This window comes from Nonomuraea sediminis, from assembly GCF_018531495.1.
GTDB classification, from domain to species: domain Bacteria; phylum Actinomycetota; class Actinomycetes; order Streptosporangiales; family Streptosporangiaceae; genus Nonomuraea; species Nonomuraea sediminis.
Genome location: NZ_JAHDTI010000012.1, coordinates 55286 through 80378 on the forward strand (window position 1 = coordinate 55286; position 25093 = coordinate 80378).

Consider the following 25093-nt stretch of genomic DNA (forward strand, 5'->3'; position numbering starts at 1 on the left):
CTAGGGGTTACCCGTGCAGCGTCCGCCCTTTCGGGGCACGATGGGGGAGCACGCTGTGCGTGCCCACACGCGCCCACATGCTGACCGAAAAGGGATTCCCAGGTGGAAGCACAGAGCCTCCCACTACCGGACCTGCTAAAACACCTCCGGGACTTGGTCGGAATCACGCAACAGCAACTGGCAGACAGGCTCTGCGCAATCACCGGCACATTTACCGTGACCCGATTCGAGGTGGGCCGCTGGGAGCAAGGACGCGTCCGGCCCATCTCCTGGCTGCCTGCGCTGGCCGAAGCCCTGAACGTAAGGCTGGAACTGCTGGAGAATGCCCCCGATAGGCCGGGGAAGGGGCGAGGACGGCGTCTCTCTCCACAGGACGGTTCAGAGCAGGTGAGCGAGGTGCTACGACGGACCTTCCTGCAGCGAGGATTCACAGCCGCTGCGGCGTCTGCCCTGGGCACGAACCAGGAGCTGCGGGTCATCCAGGCTCTCAATATCGTCGGCGCCGATCACCTCGGCAGCGTGGTTGTGAGCCTGGGTGAGCTCGTTGACCACTACACCCAGACGATTGGCGCCCTGCCTCCCGCGGAGGTATACGACGAACTCCTCACCGTCCGGTCATATGCCCACGGCCTGCTTACGCATGCCGGCCAGGCACGGCAACGCACGGACATCGTCCTTGCCACCGGCTGGCTATCTCATCTTCTCGGGGTTGCCGCGTGCGACATGGGAGAGCATGCGGCCGCCCGCGTTTGGTGCGCTGACGCGGAACGTCACAGCAGGGACGCCGGGCATCCGGAGCTGGAGGCGTGGGCGGAGCTCACCAAGGCCATGATCGCCTGGTACCAGGGCCAGCCTCGCCAATCTGCGGAGCTGTCGGCCCGTGGCCAAGCGGTAGCGGGACGCGGCACCGTTGTCCACGCCAAATTGGCCTCTCAAGAAATGCGGTCGGCGGCGATGGCGGGCGATGTCGATGGGATGACCCGCGCCCGGAGCCGGGCCACTGAGGCCATCGCCGCGCTCCCCGGTGATGTTCCGACCAGCGGCGCGCGGTCCATCGCACTCTCTGACGATCCGCCGTATACCGCCACGTCCCTGCTCTACGTTGGTCGCTACCGTGAGGCCGTCACTGCCACCACGCGCGTCATCGCGACTGTCTACCGACCCGAGGCTCTCCAGCGAGGCGAACACCCCTCTGGATATGCACGCTCCCTGCTGATCCTGGGGCTTGCCCAGGCTGCGCTGGGCAGCCTGGATGAGGCGCTGGCGGCTGGCCACACCGCTTTGCTTGGCCGACGCCCTGCTTGGCCAACCATGGTGCTTGCCGACAAACTCGACAAAGTTCTGGCCGGGCAATACCCGAGAGCGCAGCAGACCGTCGAGTACCGCTCCCGATACCTTCAAGCCCTCGAAAGCCCCGCCGCACACCACGTGCAACTTTCAGGTGTCAAGGAGCCCAGGTGACCATTGACCTGAACCCAGCGCTCGTCGCCGAGATCACCGCGTTCGTGGACGTCCAGGCACCCCCGCCCCACGATCGACCGACCGCGCTTCTCCTCTTCGGCACTAATCAGGCCCGGCCCGCCGAGATCGCAGCCGAGCGCTACCACGCAGGTCTCGCCCCGCTGATCATCGCGACCGGTGGGGTGAACCGGCACAACGGGATCGTTGAGGCCCGCACATTCCAGAGGCTTCTCATGGACCGTGGCGTGCCCGAGGTCGCGATTCGCTGCGAGGACCAGTCCGCGAACACCTGGGAAAATGTCGAGCTGGCGCTGCCGTTCCTTAAGGAGGCACTCCAAGCCGGCCTTCCAATCACGGCGGTGTCTAAGTGGTACCACCGTCGCGCGGTGCACATCCTAAAGACAGTGCTTCCAGGCCTGGGGGCGTTTAACGCCATCGGCTGGGAGCCCATCTACGATGGCGAGCTCGTTACCCGGACGGCCTGGCCGTCTATCCCGGCAGGCAAGCGCCGAGTGATCAGGGAATGGGAGGAAGTGTCCCGCCGGGTCGAGGCCGGAAGTTTCGCCTCCTTGGAGCGCGTGGACAGAGCATGGCGGTGAAAGGGGCGACCACTCGCTCCGAGGCTCGACGCGTCCGGCGGTCCCGAGCGCTTGGCCTCCGAGTGGCGCCGATCAGAGCCGCTGAAAAGTGACCTCGAACCGATCCGGAACGCAGAGAGCTCAACGCTGGCCTTCCTGCGATGGTGCACATCGGCTCCATCTCGCTGATCGTGTGTGACGGCGGCGAGTAGTGGAGTGAGGCCGCAGAGCAGCTCCACGATCGGTACACCGATCTGAATGCTTATCTGCAAGATTGAGGATTGGTACGGGGTGCCTACGTCACCATCTTGTCCGCCAGCCCTGGTTCCGCTTCATGAGTCGTTGCAGGATGCTTAGTCGGGGAGCCGACTGGAGATGGCGATACGGGCAAGATCGATTCCTGTGTCTCTCCACCTGCTCTGGTTGGGTGTCAGCCATTAACGAGCTGGGCGATCAGGTGCTCGAAGTCGAAGGTCCAGAGACTGTCACTCATGTCCGTCGGCTTGACCCGCCGGAGCCGGAACTGCGGATCGGTGGGGGTTGCTAGGGCATAGAGGCGTTGGTAGCTGGGCAGCCCGGACGGATCGCAGCTGTAGGCCGAGAGTGCGAAGTACCTGCCGCCGTTGTCCACCGAGTGCGCTTTCTTCTCTTGGTCTGTTCCGACGACGTAGTCGACGGCCAGCTTGAACCTCGTCGAGTACTTCCCGGTGGCCACGAACAGCTTGATCGTGTCGATCTCGCCCGGCTCGAGGGCGATCTCCTTGGTGGTGAAGAAGGATCCGTGCACCTGGCCGGACTCGTCGACCGCGCGTGGCGTTGGCGTCCCGCTCGTCGAGGTTGAGCGCCATCATCATGGTGTTCGCGCCACCCTGCGGCGGTAGGTAGACCAGGCTGCCGGCCAGGTGCGGCTTCCGCTCGACGTCGGTCACGCGCACACCGATGATCCGGGTCGGCTCGCGAGCCAAGTTAGTGACCCGGAGAGTGATGATCATTCCGCGCGGGAGCACTGCGCCGTCGGCGAGCAGCCCCTGGTGCAACTTTTCCACCTCGGCATCGGTCGCCATAGCCACCTGGTCCTGCGTGAGCGGTAAAGGCCAGCGAACACCGCGCTGAAATTCAGATCCATGTGTTCCTCGGTGGCCGTCACGGCGAGGCTGTTTGCGGGTGCCGAGAACGTTTCCCCCACCGCATCGATGATCTTCGTGGCGAGTCCGGAGACGACGGTCACCGCCGTGCCCGTGATAGCGGTGACCATCACAGCGATGCCTCACTTCCGCAGCCTCCTGACCGAGGTCTGCTTCGCTGGGTGATTGCGTACCTGGCGGCGCATCTGGATCATGGACGACCTCAATTCCCGGTGCATGGAGTAACGGACGGGGGACGGCCACCGCACCCGAGACCGTGGATGTGGAGGTACTTCTGCTTGCCGACGTGCTCGGTCTCCAGATCCAGAGCGGAAGCGATGTCCTCGGGGTCCAGTCCGAGCTCCGTCAAGGTGCGGAAGGGGATGTAGCTGCCACCTTCAGATCCAGCGGCGGCGGTCCAGACGCCGCCGCGGATGATGTAGATCTGGATGTTGAGTTGACCGCGTCCGCCGTAGAGGACACCGCCCATGGTGGAGACTGTCTCCGCCACGGCGTAGGTGTCGCTGCAGCGATAGCCCCGCAATGCCTCAACTTCTCCCCGGGGCGAGAACGACGACGCAGAGCACGCGGGAGGACCATGGTGCGTAGTGCCTGACGGTATCGCCTCGAATGGAACGGGGCACAGGCGACCAGGAACAGCAGAGCTACCAGCGCAGTCAGCCATCGGGTCAGTTGCATGCGAGCCTCCACTTGCGGCTGGCGGTGGGACCACAGAAGTACGGGTTGCCCAGTCCTGCAGTCGGCTGGATCCTGCGCAGGACGCCAGTGTCGACGCGCTCCAGCGTGAAGGTGTCACCCGGCTCGGGCAGATCGTCGCCGCCTACGAAATCGTGGATGACCTTTCCAGCCGGGTCCTTGTAGACGACGCTCGTCACCTTGCCCACCAGACCCGAAGGCTCGAGCGTGAAGGAGATTGACACATGTCCGCTGCAGCCGACCTCCAACCTGTTGGGGGAGCATGGCCCGGCGTTAAAGATCATCAGGCCGGACAGGTCCGGCCTGATCTCCAGCTCGGAGCCGTGGACATGCCATTCGCCGATGAAAGGCTTGGCAGTGCGATTACGCCCCCTCGGCTCGGCGACCTTGCCGTCACGGTCGATGACAACAATCTCGTGATCCGTTCGTACGGTGACTACCCTGGCGTCCGCATTCAGCAGTACCTGCTCCGACGGCGGCAACCTGACCGACCAGATCTTGGCGTGCTCGACGCCGCCGAACGCGTCGATCCGCGTGCTCACCGGGTCGGCTCCGCGGTACTCGCCCACCGCCACGACTACTTGCCCACAGGCATCGTCCAGGCAGGCCATGCCGTACGGCTGTCCGGGCACGTCCCAGCTGGCGACCTGACGTCTGGTGCGTAGGTCCCAGACCACAGCCAGCTGAGCCTCGGCGCTCAGCCAGGCCGAGGCGACCATGTGTGAGCCGTCGCCGGACAGGCTCACCGTGCCCATCGAGTAGTCCAATACGGTCGGCTTCGGCGATGCGGGCGGCGCCCAGCTCGCCCAGAACGTGTGCCCGACGGCGATCACCGAACCGTCACTGGCGAAGCCAGGAAACTCATAGCCCTCCGTCATCGGCAGTGCCTCGCGGCTGAAGGCGACGCGCCGCTTCGAGCCCAGATCGTGCACGACCGCCGCCCAGTAATCCGCCACCAGCAGCTTGCCCCCGGTCTGGTCGAAGTGCGGGAAGCCCGGGCCGGTAAATCGCGCGATTCGTTCACGCGTGGTCACATCCCAGACACTGACGTGTTTGTCTCCGATCTCAGCGGCCAACCGGTGGCCGTCCGGTGACAGGGCGAGGCGCCCCACGATGCCGCCGGGATCCACCCGGAAGATCTCGCGCCGCCGGGCTATGTCCCAGACCACGACGAGTTCGGCTCCGTAGGCGACCGCGGCTCGGCTCGCACGGGTCACCACTGCGGTGGGCGGAGAGGCGGCGCCCTTGGCGGTGGTCATCGGCGTCTGCAGGATCGTGTTGAGATCGATGGCCGTCCACTGCGCCGGGTTCGACGGCGCTGGGCTGGACGGTGCCGCCCGGCGGACCGGCTCTGCTGTACAGGCGCAGATCATGACGAAGATGAAGGCTAGACCGAGACCACGCACCATCGATTTCCCTATCTCGTGAGCGTCAGGGCCCCGGCATCATCGAGTTCGTACACCGCGCTGTAGGCGCCGAGATCCTTGACCGCGCTGGAGGAGACGGCGCCGTCCGCATAGGCAGTGACCGCGAGCCTCGCCCCCTTCGTCTCCACCACCTGCGACTGCTCGCCCCGAGCCGAGTTCGACTCGATCACGATGTCGTACGTGCAGGATCGCCGGCGGGAGCGCGCCTCCATCGAGACGACGACCTGCTCCCCGTACGCCAGATTGATCGATTTGCCGGTGAAGTAGTCTTCGCCGCGGCGTCCGGCAGCCACATAGCCCTGAGCTCGCGGATTGAGAACATCGAGGTCGAAGACCAGCCGGGGATTGTCGACCGGACCACCCCCGGGCGGGTGACGCACGATGGTTCCAGTGAGCGGCGGGCCGCACCTCGTGCGTAGCGACATGCCCGTGATCACAGCGCCGGCCCTGGCGTTCCCCACGACCATGACGCTCACCCGCTGGAGAAGCGGATCGACGCCACCGTGCTCCTGCATCCAACTGCTCATGGCCGGAATGTCGGATGTGCGTTCGATGATCTCCCTCTGCTCCGCGGCAGTAAAGGCCTTCTTGTTGGGGAAGACCCAATCCCAGCCCTGCAGCGCTGTCTCGCGACTCGCGCCGATCACCCATGCGCGCACCTGAGGCCCCATGTCACCGCCAGCGGTCGGCGCCGCGGGCGGGGCCAGCAGGGCATCCGCCACGGCGCCGCCTATCAAGACGATCGCCGTTCCCGCCGTCAGACCCGCCCATGCCATTCCGGGTCGAGAACGGAAGAAACGGCCGGTTCGAAATTTGTGAATGACCAGAATAGCGGCAACGGTGGCGATTATGACGACAGTCCACAGAAGGATGCTGGTCTGATACTCGGTGGCGAAATTGATCAATGCGCCAAGAATCACGGGAACCACGATGCCGGTGGCGGCTTCTACCCGGATGTCGCCCTTGTTGCGGCGCGCAGCACGCTGCCGCGCTTCGTCCCACAAAGTGACCTGCTGCTCGACGAAGTCCTCCGAGAGCCGGCCCGAGACGAGCAGGCAGGCACGGACGCCATTGATGACCAGGTCATGGCTGGGCTTGAAGACGCGGCCCCCACCGAAGAGCGCCTCTGGGCGCTTCAGACTTGGCACTGCCTGGCGAAGCCTTGGGTAGGTGGGCTCCTCCGCCCATTCGTAAAGCTCTTCGAGCTTGTCCAACAGGGCAGGCCAGTCGTTCACGCCGCGGGGAACCGGTGGCGGGTTCGGAACCGTCTGCATCGCGCCTCGCCTGAGATGAAGGTCACTCAACTGTAAACGCCGCCGCCATCTCTGCAGTGGAATTCCATCACATGGATACAATTGATCCATTTTATCCGATTTCATCGGGAAAGGGCGCTACAGAGATTGAAAGGTCAGGGTTTCATCCAAGCTCCTGGTTGACGATCAAGCCGGTGTGAGTGACGAAGGCGTCCAGCAGGCCCGGGCGGTACTGCATCCGCTTGAGCCGGGTGCGGGTCAGCGCAGCGAGTTGGTCCAGGGTGGTCGCGGTCAGGTTGCCCAGGCTGCGTTTGAGGTGGGACCAGACGCCTTCGGTGGGGTTGAGTTCGGGGGCGTAGGAGGGCAGGTAGAAGACTGTCAGCCAGGGGCGGGAGTCGATCAGGCGGCGCATCAGCGCGTCGCGGTGGGTGTTCAGGTTGTCCCAGACCAGAACGATTGGTCCGCCGAGTTGCTGGTGGGCGGCATCTAACAGGCGGGCGTAGTCGGCTTCTCGGAAGCCTTTGGGCTCGCCGCGGCGACCACGATGCAGCCGCATGCGATAGATCAGGCGAGTGCGCTGGCTGGGCTTGAGGCAGATCAGCCCGGCCAGCGAGACGCGGCCAGACCCCTTGCCGGTGACGGTGATGACCGGGGTTGATCCCCGGCGGGACCAGGTGCGGGCCTTGGGTGGCCTCAGCGACTGGCCTGCTTCGTCTTCGAAGCAGATCCACGCGTCCTGGTCCCGGGCGGTCTTTCCGCGGTCGGCCAGGTCTCCTTGATCCACGTGGTCACCGCGTCCTCATCGCGTTCGGCAGCCCGGCGTTGGGGGACCTGCGGACTCCAACCCAGCCGATGCAGCAGGTAGGAGGTGCCGCGCAGGGTGTAAGACACGGCGAACAACTCCTCGATCAGCGCTGTCACGCGCGCCAGTGTCCAGCGCTGGTCCTCGATCCAGCCGTGCGCGGCCGGGCCGGCGTCCAACGCCTCTTCCAGACGCGCCACCTGCTGGTCATCCAACCGGCAAGACGACCCGCTCGGGCCCTTGGACCGCAACGCCTCCACTCCGCCGCTCTCCCAGGCGCGATGCCAGGCGTAGGCGGACTTCCGCGAGACTCTCAGCCGTCTGGCTACCTGGGGCGGTTCCACGCCTGCAGCGAATAACTCCCCGGCTTGCATGCGCACCTGTTCGCGCTTGGCTCTGGCGGCCAGGGTCAGACCACCACCATCCGGATACCGCATCCCACCGGGATAGTTCCCGGCCAAGCGAAAGGCACGCAACCACGCCGGGTCACCTCAACCTTTCAATCTCTGTAGCGCACGAACTGAGCATCACCCCACACGCCGTGATAGGAGGTTTGGAAATCCGTCTCCGCCTCGGGAAACCGGAGAACCAGATCTAGCCTTAGGACGCCTTTTACGTTCAGGTCAACCTTCCTTGAAGAACCGAGACGCAGTGATTTTGAGTAAACCTTGCGGCCATCTGCGGTCACTTCAAAGATGATCGGGCTTTTAGGTGGCGAATCATCGCGGACGCCGATGGTGGCACGAAACCACTTCATTTTCCGTTCGGTATTATAAGAGACCTTATTCACAGTGAGCCAGCCGTGCGAGGGCATGATCACGCTTTGTGGGAAGGTAGCCCCGTTGACGTCAGCAGCGCCCGTTTCCATGAAGTCGTAGGTCACGGGCTGCATGTCAGCTAGGTACTCGGTTGTCGGTGCGGCTGATACCTGTGCCGAGGGTGATTGGTCTGGCTCTGCGGTGGAAGGAGTCTCGGTCTCGCCGCTCGGGCTTCCGCCCTGTTGGTCAGAGGAGGGCACAGGAGGTGATTCGACAGGAGGCGGCGCCTTCGGCAGCTGCCAGGCCAGAAATCCGATCAGTACTCCGAGTGCGGTGAGCCACAGACCAATCTTCACCAAGCGATGAGCGCTGTCTGTTGCCATCGGGACCCCTGCCTCTCGGCTTGGGATATATACAGTTTGCAGCTACTCTTCTAGCGGTTTCGTCATATCTGGCTACCTACTTGGTCAACTGTGCATAGGTATGCTTTACGGTAGGTACTCGAACCTTGCTGTCCACCTGGGCTTGCCGGTCGATAGCTCGTGCGACCTTCTGCGCCTGGTCGGGATCGCTGGCGACAGGAGCCCGGCGGACAGGGTGCAGCTGGCGAGTTGCTGCGCGAATTGGCGGCGCGGGATCGTCACCTTCACCGTCCTTCCATCCGTGGTCTGCATGTCGAGGATGACTGGTTCGCCATCGTTGGATGTTAGGCACCTGCCCAGTAGCGGGCGGGCCATTTCTCCTTTACGACGCGGGCGATGCGGGTGGTCGCACATTAGGTGAGCTTGGCCGGCTCGCACAGCGACAACCATGCCTGTTCACGCAGCTGCCGCAGAACGGGCCCGACCGCGTACACGTCTGGGCTGTTGTGCTCGTCGCAGTTGCTCATCGGCGTATCTCTCGCTTGCGTGTTGCTCTTTCCAACGACGCCGGGCGTCTGGGCGCTGGCCGACTGCGATCGGCTGATCGGCGCGCCCATCCGGGCCAGCCGGCACAGCGCTCGCCGTTACAAGCACCCTGCGCCCGGCGGCATGATTCATCTGGATGTGAAGAAGCTCGGCCGCATCCCCGACGGTGGCGGCTGGCGTGCCCATGGCACCGCGACCAAGTCGCCCGCGGCGCGGGCAACGGCTATGACTACCTGCGCACCTCCATCCACGATCACTCCCGCCTGGCCTACGCCGAAATCCTGACCGACGAGAAAGGCGCCACCTGCGCCGGTTTCCTAGCCCGAACTGCCCTTCTTCGCCGCGCTCGGCGTCCCGCGTCGCGTTCCGGCCCGCCAGCAGGCCGCTCAGCATGTTGTCGGACACGCTGAACTGCACCACGGTGGCCCCGGCGTGTCAGGAAGCCTAGCGAGACCACACCACCCGATGGCCTGCCACCGAGTCAGGCAGAACGCGGCCAGCTCACACCGAGAGCTGGCCTCATATCAATCCGACGGATGCGTCGCGCAGAGCCAGTAGGCCCGTCGCTTTCAGCAGTCTGTCGTTTGAGTAGTTAAGCGCGGCCGACCGTAGATCTCGTAGGTGTCGTTCAAACGGTGGTGTTGTATTACGAAGATAGCCGGCGCCGAATCCTGCGACCTGCACGCAGCGGTCGCTCACCTCGTAGGCCAGTTCAGCTGCCGCTATTTTGAGAACGTTGAGGTGGATCTGGATTTGGGTATTGTCCAGGCCTTTGTTCTGGCTCCTGTGGTCCACTACCTCGTCGGTGACGAGTCGAAGGTAGGCGCTGATCAGCTCAAGGTGCTGTCTGATCCTGGCTATCCGCTCGTGCAGAAGATCGGAGCCGATATCCAGGCTCTTCGGGCGCTTCGCCGATCGCAACAGTGCGATCAGCTGCCGTAGAGCCTCGGTCGCCGTGCCGAGCCAGCAGGCCGCCCATCCGATATGCGCGAGCGGCATGAAGCTCTCCACTGCCACATGGCGAAATTCACCGTCTTCCCCGATGACCTGGTTGGCCGGGATGATTGCTCGCATTGTCAGCCCGATGCTGTGAGTTCCCCTCATGCCGAGCGAATTCCACTCGCCGGAGAATTCGATTTCGGCCTGCTGACTATCAACGAGCACCAGTGTGACCTGACTGGGTGGGGATTCAGGCCGCGATCGCATTGTCACCAGATAGCCGTCGGCGTGGGCGCCGCCAGTGACCACGGGCGCGTCACGCTTGACCAGGAATCCGTCGGCTATGGATTGCAGAGGCGCGGCGCCGGTGAGCAGGTGCCCGCCCTTCTCCCGCTCCGATGTGATCGATGCGAGGTATATCTCGCCCTTGGCGATGCGAGGTAGAACCTGTTCGCGTAGTTCTTCCTGTGCGAAGCGGACGAGGGCATCTACCTGCTGGCAGTGCATGACAAAGATCATCGCGGTGGAGAGGCAGCCGCTGGCCAGGATCTGCGCTACCTCCACGAGATGATCGAGGGTTCCGCCGAGGCCTCCGTACCGCCGGGGTACCAGGAGCCCCATCAGACCTGAGGCGCGGAGGGCGGCAAGACTCTCTTCCGGGAACCGGGCGTCGGCGTCGACCTCGGCCGCGGTGCTTCTGAGGGTCGGGAGCGCGGCTTGCGCCGCCGTGACCGCATCTCGGGAGCCGGAGTTGTTGCTGACCATTGTTTTCCTTTCATGCGATGACTGGAACGGGCCCCGCGAAGGTCAGGCCACGACTCCCATAGGAAAACGAGACGCGGCAGAGGCGGTCGCCGTGTCTCACCAGGGGGTGGACTCCTCCGCCAGGCGGTGAAAGATGCCACGAGGTGGAAGACGCTCCGGCCACACCTGGTCATCGGTGATCTTCCACGCGTGAGTGTCCTGGGCAGGAGGTCGACAGGGAGCCGGGTGCCGCCAATCCTGATCTCCGCCCAGGTGTGCGTGATGGAGATGGGGACGGACAGGATCACCCCATAGGAGGTGCGCGCCGCCAACCCGTTCTGTCGTGCGATCCGCATGAGCTCCCGAGCCATCAGCCCGCATTTGCCGATGCGGTGGGTGCGGAGAAAATCAGTGTCTTCTTTAAGGTCTGTAGGGAGGAGGTAGAGGGCGATGTCAGACAGTTCGCCGAAGAGTGCGACGACGGGCTCGGATAGGAGAGTCGGTTGGTGGGAGGTCTGCATGAGCAGCCTTCCAACCGCGTCCCCGTCGCTTGGCGACGTATGTACGACCTCAACTCTGGATGAACCTCGTAGGAGCAAGGACCCCGATGTTCTGGGTCGGAACAGGTCATGCTGGTGTGCACCTCGTAGGCGACCCCCTTTCCCAGCGCCCGTCGGAGGCTCCGGACCCAGCAGATCATCCCCGCGCGCCGGGGAGACCTGGCACCCAGATACAGAGAGGCGTTCTCCAGGCCGTTGTTGTCGAAGCGGGTCGTGTGCGGGAGGCTGGCTTCCACGAGGCGTTCGAGGACGTGCGCTGGGAGGTCAAGACGTTTCTGTGCGTCTGCTGAGAAACCGTGAATCGCCGGTGCCGGTTCGGTATGCGCAAAGCGAATCCACCAGCTGCCGCAGTTCAGTGGTCATGTCAGTCGGCAAGCTCTCTGATGACGGAATACAGTGAACCGACCGTGCTGAAGGTGTCCAGGGTCATCAACTCGTCGGGGATGGAGATCATGAATTCGTCTTCGATCTCCAGGAGAACCTGGATCGTTGAGAGTGAGTCCAGCCCGAGGTCAGGTAGCCGGGCGTCCATGAGCAGTTGCTCTGCCGTAACACCTGGAAGGTGCCGGAGCAGGAGCAGGCGATACTGCTCGTCGAGGCGGTTCGCGGTCATCGTCTGGGGCCTTCCTGTGGGTGAGGTTTCACGCAGACCTGTGCTGCGCGTCGGAAATGGACCGTGCGCTGAGCGGCTCGCGGACAACGAGCAAACGCGACGCCGAGATCACCTGGTCGCCGCGTATAGCCAGCTCGGCCGGGCATTCACGGCCCAGGAAGGCGAGGAGGCTTGCGGTCAGCCCGTAGGCGCCCACGTTGGGAATCCGCAGGATGTCCCCTGCGTTGGGCGTTGCGATCTCGAGGTCGGCCCCGAGAACGTCGCTGGGGGCGCACAGAGGCCCTACCAGTGTCAGCCGCTCTTTGGGTCGGTCGTCGGCCGTCTCGGGTCTCGCTTCGATGGGCATCAGCCGCCGAAGCCCGGACATTCCGCCCAAGTGATTGATGCCGGTGTCCAGCACCCCGTAGCTGCTTCCCTTGCTCTGCTTCACCTCAGTCACGCTGGCGTGCAGCGTGCCAGCCCGCCCGCTCAGGTGACGCCCCGATTCGAAGGCCAGCTCCATGGTTCCCTCGGCGTACTCGGGAAAGTGGTGGTCGAGGGCAGCGGTCAGTTCCGACCTGAGGGTGGGATATTCCGGGAGAGGGCCGGGCTTCGCGTATGGCGCGGCGAACCCTCCCCCCAGGTCCAGGACTCGTACAGGAACCCCGTGTACGTCGCGTAGACGGGCGGCGGTGGCGATGCTCTCGAGGAAGGAGCTCACCAGGTCTCGCTCGCTGCGCGCGTTGCTCATCGGGAAGAAGTGCAGCCCGACCACCGCTACATGGGGAGTCTTCATGGCCTGCCCCGCCCACAGATGCACGTCGTCCAGGTCGAAGCCGAACTGCGATGACCGATTGGTCATGCGGATGGCGCCCTGCCCGGCCCCGCCACCACCATTGATCCTCAACAGGCATCGCACGATTGTTCCCAGCGCCTCGGCCGTATCGCTGATCCGGGACAGGTCGCGCAACGACTCGGCGGAAAAGAGCGTGACCCCCAGCGACATCGCCGTCCGCAGTTCGCCGGTGGTCTTTCCCGGGCCAGTGTAGAGACACTCCTGCGCCGGGCAACCGGCCTGCAGCGCGATCATGAGCTCACCTGTCGAACTCACCTCGGCTCGGCAACCGGTGCTCGCCAGCTCAGCCACCACCTCGGGATGTGGATTGGCCTTGAGAGAGTAGAAGAGCGTCGCGGGGTCGGGCAGAGCACTCCTGAGTTGCGCGGCGGCGTTCGTCAGGGCGTCCAGTTGATAGACGTAAAGCGGGCTTCCGTATGAACTGACCAGTTCGGCTGGATCGATCATGCCTGAGCCATCCGTCCACTGAGCATCCGCACCTCGTTGACGATCAGGGGTCGGTCGGCTTTCCCGTTGGGCGACAGGCGAATCGTGGGAACGACGAAACATCGGTCGGGGATCCGCGCCTTGTCCAGTCGCGTTGCCAGCTCCTCCAGAACCTGATCGGGCGAAACCTGGCCGGTCACCACCAAGGAGAGATCCTCATCGGAAAGGAGAGGGTCGTGCACCGCGATCGCTTCGCGCACACCGGGGACGGCTTCGGCCGCCGCTTCAACCTCGGTGAGGCTCACGCGAGTCCCCCGCCGTTTGAAGATGTCGTCATGGCGTCCCTGGAAATACAGGTTGCCCATCTCGTCCAGCCAGCCGTAGTCACCCGTATGGAGAACGGCGCCTCCCGTCGAGAAGGAGAACCGCTCGGCCGTCAGCGCCGGAGCTCGCCAGTAGCCCCCCATCACATGCGGCCCCCGCACCACGATCTGGCCAATCTCGCCGGGAGGTAGCGAGGTGCCTGCAGGGCCTTCGATCCAGACGTCGGTCCCAGACAGCGGGAGTCCCAAAGATCCTTCCCTGACCAGGTATTCGTTGGCCAGACTGATCGAAATCCGCTTGCACTCCGTGATACCGAACATGAAGACGACCGACGATCCGGGAAAGTTGGTGCGCAGGCTTTCTGCCGAAGCGGGAGACAGCTGCGCGCCCGTGTTGGTGAAGAGCCTGACCGAGGAGACCTTCTCCGGCGCGCGATGGGCCAGTTGGATGAGCAGCTGGGCGAAGGCCGGCACAACCGGCACGACCGTCGCGCCGCACGCCCGTAGCTCCGACAGCAGGGTGATGCTGCTGTCCACGTCGCCGATCTGCACGCATGCTGAGGCTCGTACGGACAACAACAGTTGGTAGAGCCCGTAGTCGAAGGACATGGGCAGCCGGAGAAAGATCCGATCGCGGCTGGTGTACGCCAGCCGTTCCGCGATGGCCGCGACCGCGAATAGGACACTGGAGTGCGGACAGACCACGCCTTTGGGAGTGGACGTGCTCCCTGAGGTGTAGATCAGCAGAGCGGGAGCGCCGGGTTCCGCCGGAAGGCAGAATCCGTACTCCTGACCTCCCGTCACCTCTGCCCAGATCGCTTGGATCTCGTAGGTCGGGAGGTCCGTGACGAAACGCTGGGAGCCGGAGACAAGGATCATCGAAGGTTCGGCGTCAGCGACGATGCTCTCGAACTGGAAGGGCTTCATCTGATGGTTGACCGGAATAAAGGTGGCCCCGGCCATGGAGGTGCCGAAGACCATGACCGCCAGCTGGGCGGAGTTCTCCGCCTTCGTCATGATCCGGTCGCCAGGGCGGACGCCTTTGAGTCGCAGCCACTGGGCGAAGCGCCGGCTGAGGCTCAGCAGCTCAGCATACGACCAGGTGACGGCTCGATCCTGAACAGCTGTCGCATCGGGGGAGCGAGCCGCCGCGCCTTCAAGGAGGTGGTGGAGGGCCCTCAACGGGGTATCCGGCATGAAGCTTCCTTTGCATCGCAGGACGGGTGCGCGACGGATCTCAGGGGAAATCGAGAATCATCCGCTCATCCTGAGCGTCGACCACGAACCTGACCGGCACGACCAGCGCGGGATCGGCGAATGCGGCGGTGAGCAGTTCGCCATGGACGGCCGCGATGGTGGCGCGTTCGACATCAGCGCGGACGTAGGCCGTCAGCAACTCGCCAGACTCGTCGTTCGCCTCGATGACCACCTCGACCTCGGCTTCCTTGGGCAGCCTCGCGGCGACCGCTCGGCAGGCTCGCGCCAGGTCGACCAGCCCTCCCCGATAGGGCGTCAGCGGCACGGTCGATCCGCCCATGTCAGCGAGTGTGCGCAACGCGCGCTCCCAGGCCGAGGTGTCGGCGCTCCCGCTCTCCAGCGGCAGAAGTGCGGCCAGCGACTCGATGGTCCGCAACAACATCTCCGCCGCCGGAGCAGGGAGAAAGGACTCGGCGGCCTCGATCCTGATCGATACCGATCGAGCGCTCTTGTCGTAGGTCGCCGCGAAATACAACAGCCCCGGGTCGACGTCGCTCGTCGGTTCGCGGTGCAGTGTCGTCACGTCCTGGTCCGGCCCCCGTGCGGGCTCCCCCTCGACGGCCAGGTAGTTGTACTCCATCCTGATCCGCGGATTGAAGCCGCTGTCCGCTTGTCTCGACAGCATGATGTCGCGAACGACCCGGACGTCATGGTCGGCATTCCTGAAAGCCGAGCGGGTGGCGTCATTGACGATGCGCATCAGCTCGTCGAAACTGTTCGCCTGAGACACCGGGATGAGCATGGGGACCCGCAGAGCGCAGCAGTGGATGCCCTCGGGGTAGGTGAACCTGTTGGCGGAGATCACACCCACCGCGAAATCGCCGACTCCGGTGTAGGTGGACACGACCAGGGCGAACAGGCCGAGAAGAAGATATGGGGGGATGGTCGCGTATCGCCCCGACGACGACTGGAGGGCCTGTCCAAGGGTGGCTGGTCTGAAGGTCAGCACGTAGCCGTCGGTGGCTTTGGAATCCTCGATCGATGGCATCTGGGTGGGCGGCAGACCCGAGATGACCTTGCGCCATCGCGCCAGGGCGGCGGACTGATCACTGGCCAGCTGTGCGGCTGCGACCTCGATCGGTTGTCTCTTCACCGGACGGAGAGCAGGACCTGCGACGTCAGGGCCGTCTCGCAGCACTCTCAGGAGTTCCCTGCGCAGGATGCGGGCGCTGAAGAGGTCGGCCACGATGTGGTGGAAGACGACGATGATCTCGTCGACGGAGTCGTCCCTGACGATGAGGAAAAACTCCACGAGGGGAGCCTTCTGGAGGTGGAAAGACCTGTTCCGCAGGCTCCTGGCCATCGATTCGACGCTTCCGTGGATGTCCAGACAGGTATCGGCGGCGACGACGGTGACGGAATCCTTGGAGGGTTCGTGGACGACCTGGACCGGCCCTTCCACAGGGTCGAACTCGAAGGTGGTTCGCAGGCCCTCGTGTCGAGCGAGGAGGAACAGGACCGACTGCTTGACGGTCGTGAGCGGGCATGCGCTGGGGAGCTTCCAGCGGAAGACGAAGTTCCGCATCCAGGCGGACTGAGGTGAGCGTTCTAGCAGGTCGTGGTGTTCCACCCACTGGGCCAGCTGGCCCAGTGTCATGGGGCCTCTCCTGGCGATGGGCTGGTGGTTGGACGACACGAACAGGCCACACTCCAATCTAAGTATTTATCGTTCAAATCCCCAGAGGTGCTAAGCCGAGCCCGGCAGACAGTAGTTCGCCCGCCTTGCTGATGACAAGCCCCGATCTCCTGCTCACAGATTCCCTGGCTGCGAGCTTGCATCTGTTCAACTGTTCGGCTCGATGAGGTCTTGTCAAAGGATGTCATGAAGTCGTAACGTGCCCTCGACATCATGATCCACGGGGCGATTTACGCCTCGTTCCGTATGAACGTTCAAAATCATGGCGCGCGTTCGCGGTGGAGCTGGAGATCCATGACTGACACGTGGGGCACCCGATACGAAGACCTGCTACGCCAGGCTGTCCCCTCCCTTCCGCCCGGCGCCATCGATCCCACCGAGGACCTGCGGAACGCCGGACTGGACTCGATGGGATCGATCGTGCTGCTGCTGCACATCGAGTCCTGCGGGTGCCGAAAATTCATTCGTGCAGGTCGCAGGAGTGACAGGCGACCACGTGCTCCAGTCCGGAAGTCGCGAGAGCTGTACCAAAAACGGGATGATAATCGGTCGTGCTGCTGCGCTTCGCCTACCTCACCGTGACTGCCACCCTATCGTTCCTGCGACTGCTGCCCAGGAGCGATCACGAGAAGGACATGGAAATTCTGGTGCTCCGGCACCGTTTGACGGTGTTACAGCGGCAGGTGGCAAAGCCGACGCTCACGCCGGAGGACCGGTTTCTCCTGGCAGGGCTGCTCGGCCGTCTGTCGATGGACAAGTTGCGGCACTTCACGTCGCTGGTGCACTCGGACATCGTCCTGCGCTGGCACCGTGATTTCCTGCGGCGTCGTCACGCCGCGGCCAGTGCATTGCGGCGGCGTGGACGCCCGCGCACCGTTCGGTCCATCCGGATCTTGGTACTGCGGCTAGCACGGGAGAACTCCTTGTGGGGCTACCGGCGCATCCAGGGTGAACTGGCCGGGCTCGGCATCAAGATCGCCTCCTCCGCCGTCTGGGTGATCCTCAAAGACCACGGCATCGAGCCGTCGCCTGGGCGGACGGTGACCACCTGGGCCGCTTTCCTGCGCAGCCAAGCAGGTGCGCTGGTGGCGTGTGACTTCTTCGAGGTCCGCACGCTGGCAGAGGCGCGCCGGAACGTTCTGGCGGTCGTCGAGCACGCCACCCGCCGCGTGCGTATCCTCGGCGTCACCCCGCACCCCACTGGGCAGTGGGTCACTCAGCTCGTCCGCAACCGTGTCATGGACCTGCAGTACGCCGGCAGCACCACGAAGTTCCTGATACGGGGTCGGGACGCGAAGTTCACCGCCGCCTTCGATGCTTTCCTGCTCGATGCCGGGATGCGGGTGGTCAAGACCGGTGTTTGGATACCGCGGATGTCTATCTTGGAGCGCTGGAGGACCGGACCTTGATCTGGAACCAGCGCCACCTTCTGCGCGAGTTCGAGACCTTCTACAACGAGCACGGGTCGCACCGGGCTCTTGGGCAGGCAGCTCCGCTGCGACCGCTTCCCGATTCGAGCGCTCACCCAGCCCGGATCACGCTGCTCGACATCCGTCGACATGATCGACTTGGTGGCGTACTCAAGGAGTATCGACATGCGGGCTTGACCTGGCCGGATGATTATTCGGCACCCGCAGGTCCGAAAAGAGATCGAAGATTCTGGGGAGGCTGCTACGTAAGAGAAGGTATAGCTCGGTGGTGAATTCGGTCATATTCGTCACGCCAATACCTAACACAGCGGCCAGGATGCCGCTAGGTGCATGTCCTTCCGCTTTCCTTAACTAACTTTCATTCATCCGATTACTGTACTGGGATTCGATCGTCACAGATCTTGTAACGAGGTCTACGCTGGGCGCCTCCAGACCACTTGGTGTGCCTTGTCGCCCTTGTTTGTGAGGGCTACCGGGTCGGACGTGGTGGGAAGTTGGCACGTCATTGGCAGCGGAGATTATAGCGTGGACGCATGACCTTCGGGGGTGAATTGGTGTCGGTACGCGGTGATCGAGAGATAGGCGGTGTGGAGGAAATTCCGGTGATGGATATTCCCATCGCTGATATCGTGGCTGGTAATTACATTAGGGCATTTGGCATCAGCGAAGAGCACGTGCAGATTTTGGCCGATTGTGACGAGGAATTGCCCCCCATACTGGTGCAGAAGCAATCCCTGCGGGTCATCGACGGTATGCACCGCATACTTGCGGCCGAGTTGCGGGGACGCACCGAGATCAGGGCTCGGCTCATGGACATCGGGGACGCGAATGCGTTTCTTTATAGTATTAGCGCGAATATTGCACACGGATTAGCTCTGTCATTGTCGGATCGAAGAAATGCGGCTGTTCAAATCATCAGACTGTATCCAGATTGGTCGGATAGAGCCGTTGCTCGGGCGGCAGGGCTCTCCGGCAAGACGGTCAGCGCATTGCGCGCCCGCCAGAGTTCTGTCGCGCCACCTGGGCGCCGACTCGGTCTTGACGGACGGGCGAGGCCGGTGAACAGTGCTGCCGGCCGGGCGATCGCGCAGGATCTGCTCGCGAAGAAGCCCGAGGCATCCCTGCGGGAGATTGCGAAGGAAGCCGGAATCTCGCCAGGCACCGTCCGCAGAGTCCGGGCTGGGTTGCAGGGGAAGGCAGAGCAGAGACCTTCGAACGGCGACGCGTCAGTGCGAGTCGTGCGGCGTCGAGAGACCCGAGAGAGAAACAGCGCTCCAACGCCAAGCGTTCCAACTCCCAGCGCCGACAATCCATCGTTCGGGCCAACTGCGGCCGACTGTGAGGCCATATTGGAGATTCTCCGGAATGACCCCTCCCTGAGATACCGGGATACAGGACGAGGGCTTCTGCAACTACTCCATCATCAGCGACCCGTGCTCGCGAGAACCACGAAGATCATGGACGCTATCCCTCCCCATTGCAGGCCTGCGGTCGCTGTGCTGGCCCGAATCTATGCACAAGGTTGGCTTGAGCTGGCGCAAAATCTTGAGGAAACGGCCTCGCGCTCTGCGAACACCAGACGCTCAGAGAGCGCATGATCCCGTGGCGTGCAACTGAGGAAACGCGGCAGTTGCACGCCACACGCTCGGGGGTGGGCGTCGGCGTCGGCTTGCTGCGCGCAGGCCAGCGCCGCCCGGATGGTGACGGTCTGCGCGTTCTGGCTGTCGAGATAGGTGACGAACCCTGGCAGCAGCCAGGCCGCTTCGGCGAGGTCGTGCCCGAGCTAACGACGTAGTCGCAGGTAGTCGGCGAGGACCTGCTGCAGCGCGCTCATCGGACACCTCCGGGCCATGGCTGGGCGACCTGGCGCAGTCGCTCGCAGCCTGGATCGGCCTGTCTCGACGGTCAGCCGGGAGATCGCCCGCAACAAAGGCAGCGCCCGCTATCGAGCCATCGACGCCGAAGACCGCTCCTGGGATCGGGCCCGGCGTTCCAAGCCATGCCTGCTGGCGCACAAAACCCGGCGTTACGGCAACTGGTCGCGGAGAATCTGGCCTAAGACCGGTCACCAGGACAGATCGCCGGGTACCTGGCCAAGACCTACCGGCCGGGATGGGCGATGCGGGTGAGCCACGAGACGATCTGCAAGTCGCGATTCATCCAGGCTCGCGGCGTGTTAGCCAAGGAGCAGATCAGGCACCTGCGCTCAGGTCGGCCCACCCGCCGAAGTATCCATAACACCGTCACCGGACAGTGGCGTTCCCAGATCAAGGACGCCATCCCGATCAGTTAGCGCCCACCGGAAGCTGACGATCGCGCGATCCCTGGGTATTGGGAGGTCGATCTGCTGCTGGGCCGGGGCCTGACCCAGATCGCGACGCTGGTGGAACGCACGATCCGCTTCACCGTCCTGGTACAGCTCGACGGCCGCGGCACATAGACCGTCACCACAGGCCGGGCCGCGACGATGACCCGGCTACCCGAGCAGGTCCGCAGGACATGGGATCGCGGGATGGAGCTAGCCGGGCACAAGGAGCTCGCCGCAGCGACGGAGCTGCAGATGTATTTCGCCGATCTACGCAACCCCTGGCAGCGGGGCACGAATGAGAACACCAACCGGCCGCTTCATCAGTACTTCCCCAAGGGCACCAGCATGGCCGATCTCAGCCAAGACGATCTCGACCGGATCGCCCACAAGCTGAACACCCCGCCCCGCACGATCCTGGAGTTCGACACCCCGGCCGATAGACTCGCTGCACTGTTGCGCTGATCGGTTAACTGCACCGCGGCTTTTTTCAGGAACGCAACTTCGTCGCGGAGCTTGCGGTTCTCCCGCTCCAATTTGAGTTCCCGCTCGCTCTTTTCTCCGCACTTCACGAGAGCGGCCGGCGCCACACCTACGGGCTTTCACCCAGTTGTGGAGGGTGGTGTTATGGATGTTCAACGGGCCGCATGCGATACGGGACGAACCCCGTCCAGCACCATGCAGACGGCCTCATCTTTGAACGGCCGCGAGTAAGGGCCCTTACGCCGTGCCAACTACTGCTTCCTCCCGGGTCACCCCAACCCTAATTGGAGAGCTGTCCGGAAGATCTAGGGCACCTCACAGAGTGATCACATCCTGCTAGGGTTTTCCGCGGTCGCTCGCTTCAATACCGCACATATCGGTAATGCACGAACGCTCGAGAGTGACCAGATATGGAGGACCATGTCAGAGAACTTTGAAGTTGTAGTCGTGGGGGCTGGCATGTTCGGCTCCGCCGCAGCCAAGTACCTCGCCCGCGCCAGATCGAAGGTTCTGCTGATCGGGCCGGCCGAGCCTGGCGGCGACGAAACGGTTTCCCAATATGCGTTCGGCGCCCACTTCGACGAGGCCAGGATCACTCGGCGGCTAGGCTGGGACGCGGTGTGGAGTACCACCGATGCGCGGTCCATGGAACGCTTCCGTGACATCGAAGCCGAGTCGGGCATGGAGTTCTTCCACGAGTGTGGGTCGCTGATAGTGGTCGCCCGGTCGATCGCGCATCGCACTGAAGCCATGCTCGACCAGTGTCGGCGTGACGACATCTTCGTGGAGCGCATGTCCGAGGACGCTATGCGCCGTTGCTTTCCGGAACTTGGCATCCTGCCGATGGTCGGTGGCACGGAAGGCCTGTTCGAAAGCAAGCAGGCCGGATACATCAACCCGCGCAAGCTCGTCGCGGCCCAGATCGCCCTGGCTGCAGCCTCCGGAGCCGAGGTTCGACGCGATGCGGTGACTGGCATCGAGAAGGACGCGGCTACCGGTCTCTGGCGGATCCACACCAACCTAGGGAGCAGTATTAGCACAGAGCGGGTGCTGGTGGCCGCTGGCGTGTTCACCAACCACAACAACGTGTTACCTGGGGGAATCCAGCTGGCGATGCATGCGTTCACCGAGCCGAACCTGCTGTTCGAGGTGGACGATGACCAACTCGACCGGTTGCGCGCGCTTCCCACCGTAGTCACCGTCGACCCTGCGGACACTGGCGACGCGAACCTGTCCCTCTACCTTCTGCCGCCGATCCGCTACCCGGATGGTCGGTGGTACCTGCGGATTGGGCCAGGGATGCAGCCGTTCGTGGAGGAGTTGTTCACGGCAGAGGCGATGACAGAGTGGTACGCCGACCAGCAGATCACCACACGGCAGGCGAAATCGCTCACCTCAATGATGGAGCTGATGGCGCCCGATCTGAAGCCGGTTTCGGTCCGTGCGGCCGGTTGCATCATCGAAAAGACGCCCTCGCGATATCCGTACATCGGGTACCTCGACGACGACTCCACCATTAGCGTCGCGATCGGCGGCAACGGTCACGGTGCACGTGGCTCGGATGAGATCGGGCGACTCGCCGCCGTAACGGCGCTGGGGGAACGCTGGGACTGTCCGATCGATCGAGCCGTGTTTGCTCCGATCCACGCGGAGCACGCTGTCGGGAGCACGGGAGGGCGGCCCGACTTCCTCAAGCCTCCGTTCGGACTATGTTGAGCGCTTTCAGTGGCATCGAGTTCCACCGTACTTGCCCAACCTTGTTAACCCAACGGAGCCATACGAGACTGTGTCCGAGCATATCCAATCCCCGGCCAATCAAGGGCGGGATGTCAAGCTGACGAGGCTGTGCTCTCCACCTTAGGCTGCCCGGACTAAACCCAAAACAACAATTTCTGAGTGCAGGGAGGTTAGATGCATTCGGAATCTATACGGAAGAAACGGTTTCCGTTTACGGATCTCCGGTACTGGAGACGGGCGTAATCAGAGAGCGGTCAACGCGATCTGGGGGTCTCCGGGTTGAGGCAAGGTACCCGGGTCCTCGATTTTGCATACAGCTGGAGCAGCGTTTCATCAAGAGTTCTTGCTACGTCGCCGCCGTAGCTGCCAAACGATTTCCGAAAACTTCTGTGTCAATTCCCGCTGAGCGCTAGACCGTTCTGGATGCCGCACGTCGTGGCCCTACCGATTGGATGGCCTCTGTGATTCCTGCCAGCACTCTGCGCGAACTCGATAGCAGCAACTCAGCTACCGCTGACTCGCTTCTATCCGTCTTCCAGGTCACAACCCTTCACAACCAGCGCCTCCACCCGCTTCCAGATGCCGAGATGCTCCACACTCATATCAAACCGCGCACCACGAGTGACAGGAAGGTAATTGCTGCCTTCGACGAATCGGGCACGGCGGCAGCGTACGCTCTCGTAACGCGCAACCGCCTCGCCAACCGCACCCTAGCTGAGCTCGACCTTCGGGTGGCCCCGGACCAGCGCCGTCGAGGCTACGGGACAGCCCTGCTCGAAGCCGCCAAACAATTGGCCCGCGAACTGGGTTGCGACCGGCTGGTCGCTGACTTCCCGTCTGTGCCAGGAGGAGTGGACTTCGCTGAGAAGCGCGGCGGCAAACTGAGCTACCAGCATCAGCGGACGGTCCTGGAACTGCGCAAAATCGACGTCGGACGATACCGCGCGTTGGCCATACCAACTGGCCCCGACGGACCGGGCCGCGACAACGCGCAGTACAAGAGCGTCCGCTGGACTGATCACTGTCCCGACGACCTGGTGCAAGCCCACATCGTCGCCCGCGGGGCGATGCACGACGAGCCGACAGGCGACCTCGTGAAGGAGAAGAAGACCATGACTGCAGCGGAGCTACGGCAGCTGGAGGACGCGCGGATCGCCTACGGCCAACGCCGTCACACGGTCGCGGCTCTCGCGCCGAACGGTGAGATGGCTGCATTCACGCAGGTCGCCATCCTCGTGAACAGCAGAGTGCCGCTCGCACCGATGGGTAATACAGCCGTCAGCAGGGCACATCGCGGCCACGGACTAGCGCTGGGGCTCAAGGCAGAGCTGGCGCTGTGGATGCTGGAGCGCGAGCCACACATCGAGCTCATCGACTGTTGGAACAATGTCGAAAACAAAGCAATGACGCACATAAACCAGATGCTTGGCTGGGAGATCACCGGCACGGCCAGCGCATACACCTTTGAGCTCTGATAGAACCGTTCATCAACTCGACGGAGCAGACAACGTGTGCGCCGCCGATGGGACTACTCAGAAACGAATTACTAGCACGAACGAAGCGTTCAGAGTCGGGCCCTTGAGGTGGGCGGATGATCAAGGAGGTCGAATGAGTGATTCGGCTGCTGCAGCCCGACGAAGGCTGCGAGATGGTGGTCGCCTCCAATCCGTGGACCCAGGAGATGCTCACCAGGCTTCTCACAAAGCTACGGTGAACGCTGGCCCGCTGGCTGGCATCCGGATTCTCGAGGTAGGTACCATGCTCGCCGGACCGTACGCAACGATGATGCTCGCCGACCTAGGCGCCGAGGTGACCAAGGTCGAGCCGCCGGGCGGGGATATTTCGCGGACCGTCAGCGACGCCTACTTCGCCAGCCTCAATCGCGGCAAGCGCAGCGTTTGCCTCGACTTGACGACCGAAGAAGGGCAAGTGGGCCTCGGCAATCTCGTTGCTGAGGCGCATGCCCTTCTGGTCAATCTAAGACCCTCGACGATCCGCCGACTCGGACTGACCTACGACGCTCTGCGGCGCTGGAACGAGCAGATCGTCTGCGTCGCGCTTACTGGCTACGGGCTAGACGCGGGCGATGACCCGGCGTTCGATTACGTGATCCAAGCGGTCACTGGCGTCGCTGCGCTGACCGGTGATCCGGGCGGGCCACCGATGCTGCCGGGATACCCTACGGCGGACAACTCCGCCGGGCTGACCGCTGCGCTTGGCCTGCTCGCCAAGGTTGTCTCTGGGCACGGCGGTCAGGTAGAGGTGTCGATGCGGGACGTCATGTTCTCCCAGCTCAACTACCGGGCCTCAGCCCATCTAAACGAGGGAACGACACCACGCCGCCTGCCGTTTGGCGCGCACCCTCACTATGTTCCGGGGCAACTGTTCCCAACCGCGGAGGGTTATCTAGCATTGTTCATCACGCATGATCGCTTCTGGCGGTCGTTCGCTGCGGAGGCGGGGATCAGGGGTTTCCCGACGATGGCCGAGCGTGCCGCGCGGCGTGAGGAGGTACTCGCTGTCGTTACCGAGGCCCTTGTCACCGACACGGCCGCTGGGTGGCAAGCGCGGTTGAGCCCGCTGGGGGTAGCAGCAGCGGCTGTGCGGAGCTTGCCAGAAGCGCTGGCGGTCAGCCCGGAGATGATCGTGCCAGCCGGCGATTTCCGGCTGGTCGCCAGTCCGGTCCGGGTCGCGGGCTACGCGCCTGAGTACGGGCCGCCGCCGCGCTTGGGCGAGCACGGCGGCGTGCCGGGTCACCCGTAACGCGTGTTTCATCC

At 63.6% G+C, this 25093-nt stretch carries 20 protein-coding genes and 2 pseudogenes; 9 read left to right on the plus strand and 13 right to left on the minus strand.

Annotation, left to right across the window (positions count from 1 at the left end; genetic code table 11):
- Positions 1-102: 102 nt before the first annotated feature.
- On the plus strand, positions 103-1461 hold the full coding sequence (locus tag KIK09_RS40265) for a helix-turn-helix domain-containing protein (protein ID WP_214324758.1): 1359 nt from the start codon (positions 103-105) through the stop codon (positions 1459-1461).
- Positions 1458-2060, plus strand: coding sequence for a YdcF family protein (locus KIK09_RS40270; RefSeq protein WP_214324759.1), 603 nt, complete (start codon positions 1458-1460; stop codon positions 2058-2060). Before KIK09_RS40265 ends, KIK09_RS40270 begins: the two co-directional genes overlap by 4 nt.
- 409 nt (positions 2061-2469) lie before the next feature.
- Here the strand turns inward: KIK09_RS40270 and KIK09_RS40275 are convergent, their stop codons facing one another.
- The 7 genes from KIK09_RS40275 to KIK09_RS40305 all read right to left on the minus strand — a co-directional run bounded on the left by KIK09_RS40275 (position 2470) and on the right by KIK09_RS40305 (position 8503).
- The gene (locus KIK09_RS40275; protein WP_214324760.1) at positions 2470-2826 is read right to left on the minus strand and encodes a hypothetical protein; all 357 of its coding nucleotides are present in this window, start codon (positions 2824-2826) and stop codon (positions 2470-2472) included.
- A gap of 560 nt (positions 2827-3386) precedes the next feature.
- On the minus strand, positions 3387-3707 hold the full coding sequence (locus tag KIK09_RS40280) for a hypothetical protein (protein WP_214324761.1): 321 nt from the start codon (positions 3705-3707) through the stop codon (positions 3387-3389).
- Between the two features lie 145 nt (positions 3708-3852).
- Positions 3853-5289, minus strand: coding sequence for a YncE family protein (locus tag KIK09_RS40285; RefSeq protein WP_214324762.1), 1437 nt, complete (start codon positions 5287-5289; stop codon positions 3853-3855).
- 8 nt (positions 5290-5297) lie between these two features.
- Positions 5298-6521 (minus strand): hypothetical protein, encoded by a 1224-nt coding sequence (locus KIK09_RS40290; protein ID WP_214324763.1) that lies wholly within the window; start codon positions 6519-6521, stop codon positions 5298-5300.
- A gap of 202 nt (positions 6522-6723) precedes the next feature.
- A complete protein-coding gene (locus tag KIK09_RS40295; protein WP_214324764.1) occupies positions 6724-7344 on the minus strand; it encodes a transposase in 621 nt (206 codons plus the stop codon).
- Positions 7254-7706, minus strand: coding sequence for a winged helix-turn-helix domain-containing protein (locus KIK09_RS40300; RefSeq protein ID WP_443678886.1), 453 nt, complete (start codon positions 7704-7706; stop codon positions 7254-7256). The genes KIK09_RS40295 and KIK09_RS40300 overlap by 91 nt, the downstream gene beginning before the upstream one ends.
- A gap of 155 nt (positions 7707-7861) precedes the next feature.
- A complete protein-coding gene (locus KIK09_RS40305) occupies positions 7862-8503 on the minus strand; it encodes an NPCBM/NEW2 domain-containing protein (RefSeq protein ID WP_214324766.1) in 642 nt (213 codons plus the stop codon).
- 549 nt (positions 8504-9052) lie between these two features.
- On the opposite strand from KIK09_RS40305, the pseudogene KIK09_RS58370 reads away from it, so the two are divergent.
- Positions 9053-9360, plus strand: a pseudogene (locus tag KIK09_RS58370) (IS481 family transposase); the annotation flags it as partial.
- 187 nt (positions 9361-9547) lie between these two features.
- Here the strand turns inward: KIK09_RS58370 and KIK09_RS40310 are convergent.
- The 6 genes and pseudogenes from KIK09_RS40310 to KIK09_RS40330 form a co-directional block, all read right to left on the minus strand.
- Positions 9548-10732, minus strand: a complete 1185-nt coding sequence (locus KIK09_RS40310) for an acyl-CoA dehydrogenase family protein (RefSeq protein ID WP_214324767.1) — start codon at positions 10730-10732, stop codon at positions 9548-9550.
- A 233-nt stretch (positions 10733-10965) separates the two neighbouring features.
- A pseudogene (locus KIK09_RS60970) lies at positions 10966-11232 on the minus strand (transglutaminase domain-containing protein); the annotation flags it as partial.
- Between the two features lie 403 nt (positions 11233-11635).
- Complete coding sequence (locus KIK09_RS40315; protein WP_214324768.1) at positions 11636-11884, minus strand: phosphopantetheine-binding protein; 249 nt, start codon at positions 11882-11884, stop codon at positions 11636-11638.
- A gap of 28 nt (positions 11885-11912) precedes the next feature.
- Positions 11913-13166: a type III PLP-dependent enzyme domain-containing protein gene (locus tag KIK09_RS40320; RefSeq protein ID WP_214324769.1), complete on the minus strand. Its 1254-nt coding sequence runs from the start codon at positions 13164-13166 to the stop codon at positions 11913-11915.
- Complete coding sequence (locus KIK09_RS40325) at positions 13163-14665, minus strand: class I adenylate-forming enzyme family protein (protein WP_214324770.1); 1503 nt, start codon at positions 14663-14665, stop codon at positions 13163-13165. Before KIK09_RS40325 ends, KIK09_RS40320 begins: the two co-directional genes overlap by 4 nt.
- Positions 14666-14705: 40 nt before the next feature.
- Positions 14706-16322 (minus strand): condensation domain-containing protein, encoded by a 1617-nt coding sequence (locus KIK09_RS40330; protein ID WP_214324771.1) that lies wholly within the window; start codon positions 16320-16322, stop codon positions 14706-14708.
- Between the two features lie 590 nt (positions 16323-16912).
- Between KIK09_RS40330 and KIK09_RS40335 the strand changes: the two genes are divergently transcribed.
- The 6 genes from KIK09_RS40335 (at position 16913) to KIK09_RS40360 (ending at position 25079) form a co-directional block, all read left to right on the plus strand.
- The gene (locus KIK09_RS40335; RefSeq protein ID WP_214324772.1) at positions 16913-17770 is read left to right on the plus strand and encodes a hypothetical protein; all 858 of its coding nucleotides are present in this window, start codon (positions 16913-16915) and stop codon (positions 17768-17770) included.
- Positions 17771-18324: 554 nt separating this feature from the next.
- Positions 18325-19389, plus strand: a complete 1065-nt coding sequence (locus tag KIK09_RS40340; RefSeq protein WP_214324773.1) for a ParB N-terminal domain-containing protein — start codon at positions 18325-18327, stop codon at positions 19387-19389.
- A gap of 914 nt (positions 19390-20303) precedes the next feature.
- Positions 20304-20561, plus strand: coding sequence for an IS30 family transposase (locus KIK09_RS40345; RefSeq protein ID WP_250574572.1), 258 nt, complete (start codon positions 20304-20306; stop codon positions 20559-20561).
- 438 nt (positions 20562-20999) lie between these two features.
- The gene (locus KIK09_RS40350) at positions 21000-22295 is read left to right on the plus strand and encodes an NAD(P)/FAD-dependent oxidoreductase (RefSeq protein WP_214324775.1); all 1296 of its coding nucleotides are present in this window, start codon (positions 21000-21002) and stop codon (positions 22293-22295) included.
- 482 nt (positions 22296-22777) lie between these two features.
- Positions 22778-23791, plus strand: coding sequence for a GNAT family N-acetyltransferase (locus tag KIK09_RS40355; RefSeq protein WP_214324776.1), 1014 nt, complete (start codon positions 22778-22780; stop codon positions 23789-23791).
- 133 nt (positions 23792-23924) lie between these two features.
- The gene (locus KIK09_RS40360) at positions 23925-25079 is read left to right on the plus strand and encodes a CaiB/BaiF CoA transferase family protein (protein WP_275956451.1); all 1155 of its coding nucleotides are present in this window, start codon (positions 23925-23927) and stop codon (positions 25077-25079) included.
- Positions 25080-25093 lie beyond the last annotated feature (14 nt).

What these genes read in the sequence shown, in the direction of transcription:
- KIK09_RS40285 (WP_214324762.1), bottom strand. Translation starts at nt 5,289, where the DNA reads ATGGTGCGTGGTCTCGGTCTAGCCTTCATCTTCGTCATGATCTGCGCC.
- KIK09_RS40305 (WP_214324766.1), bottom strand. Translation starts at nt 8,503, where the DNA reads ATGGCAACAGACAGCGCTCATCGCTTGGTGAAGATTGGTCTGTGGCTC.
- KIK09_RS40310 (WP_214324767.1), bottom strand. Translation starts at nt 10,732, where the DNA reads ATGGTCAGCAACAACTCCGGCTCCCGAGATGCGGTCACGGCGGCGCAA.
- KIK09_RS40315 (WP_214324768.1), bottom strand. Translation starts at nt 11,884, where the DNA reads ATGACCGCGAACCGCCTCGACGAGCAGTATCGCCTGCTCCTGCTCCGG.
- KIK09_RS40320 (WP_214324769.1), bottom strand. Translation starts at nt 13,166, where the DNA reads ATGATCGATCCAGCCGAACTGGTCAGTTCATACGGAAGCCCGCTTTAC.
- KIK09_RS40325 (WP_214324770.1), bottom strand. Translation starts at nt 14,665, where the DNA reads ATGCCGGATACCCCGTTGAGGGCCCTCCACCACCTCCTTGAAGGCGCG.
- KIK09_RS40330 (WP_214324771.1), bottom strand. Translation starts at nt 16,322, where the DNA reads ATGACACTGGGCCAGCTGGCCCAGTGGGTGGAACACCACGACCTGCTA.
- KIK09_RS40340 (WP_214324773.1), top strand. Translation starts at nt 18,325, where the DNA reads ATGACCTTCGGGGGTGAATTGGTGTCGGTACGCGGTGATCGAGAGATA.
- KIK09_RS40345 (WP_250574572.1), top strand. Translation starts at nt 20,304, where the DNA reads ATGGAGCTAGCCGGGCACAAGGAGCTCGCCGCAGCGACGGAGCTGCAG.
- KIK09_RS40350 (WP_214324775.1), top strand. Translation starts at nt 21,000, where the DNA reads ATGTCAGAGAACTTTGAAGTTGTAGTCGTGGGGGCTGGCATGTTCGGC.
- KIK09_RS40360 (WP_275956451.1), top strand. Translation starts at nt 23,925, where the DNA reads ATGAGTGATTCGGCTGCTGCAGCCCGACGAAGGCTGCGAGATGGTGGT.